Origin of the sequence: Neobacillus drentensis (assembly GCF_036966985.1) — a bacterium.
In the GTDB taxonomy this organism is placed as follows: Bacteria; Bacillota; Bacilli; order Bacillales; family Cytobacillaceae; genus Neobacillus; species Neobacillus drentensis_E.
In genome coordinates this window covers 1-755 of sequence record NZ_JBALSN010000543.1, presented here as the reverse complement: position 1 = coordinate 755, position 755 = coordinate 1, and the positions used below count along the sequence as shown (strand labels likewise).

Sequence of the window (755 nt, the reverse complement as noted above, 5' to 3'; positions counted from 1 at the left end):
TTGTTTTTGTTAAATCAATTCTTTGCCCCTTTGACAAGTTAATACCCACAAGGAATCACCTCAATTCGAACTTTTTAACCTTACTTAACTAAAGGAACGAACGACTTCACTAAGGCTTGCTGCATTTGTACCACTGCCAATGGCTGCAAACTTCCATTCATTGCCGTGACGATAAATTTCTCCTGTCACAAGGCATGTTAGACCGCTGTAATTGTCTGTTAGGTTGTAGTGAAGTAACTCTTGATTATTTCCAGGATTTACGACCCTGATAAATGCATTTTTAATCATTCCAAAATGCTGCTTTCTCTTAACACAGTCGTAAATATTTACAACGAAAACAAGTTTCTGAATATTGGCTGGAACACGGCTTAAATCGATCATTACTTGTTCGTCATCGCCGTCACCATCGCCTGTTAGATTATCTCCTGAGTGTTGTACACTGCCATCATTGCTTCGCAAGTTTCCGAAGTAAATGACATCCTTGTTGTTTTGAAGCTTATCGTTTGCACCCAGCATAATAACTGAGGCATCACAGTCTACATTAGCCGCACTGCCACCGCCAAACAAACCTCCGAATAAGCCGCCGCCACCGCCGCTTTGAACTGGGTCCCAGCCTAAACCGACCATGATTTTAGATAATCCTGGATTACTCTTTGTTAAATCCACTCGTTGACCTTTTTGTAAGTTAATAGCCAATTCAATCACTCCTATTAGAAATTTTTATATTTTTAAGCACTTTAAACTTGGCTGTTGAT

Annotated in this window: 1 protein-coding gene; it reads right to left on the bottom strand. The window is 39.9% G+C overall.

Features of this window, described 5'->3' with window-relative positions:
• Nucleotides 1–84: 84 nt before the first annotated feature.
• Entirely contained in the window at nt 85–696 is a 612-nt protein-coding gene (locus tag V7659_RS27530) for a TerD family protein (RefSeq protein ID WP_144547305.1), read from the bottom strand.
• Between the last annotated feature and the right edge of the window lie 59 nt (nt 697–755).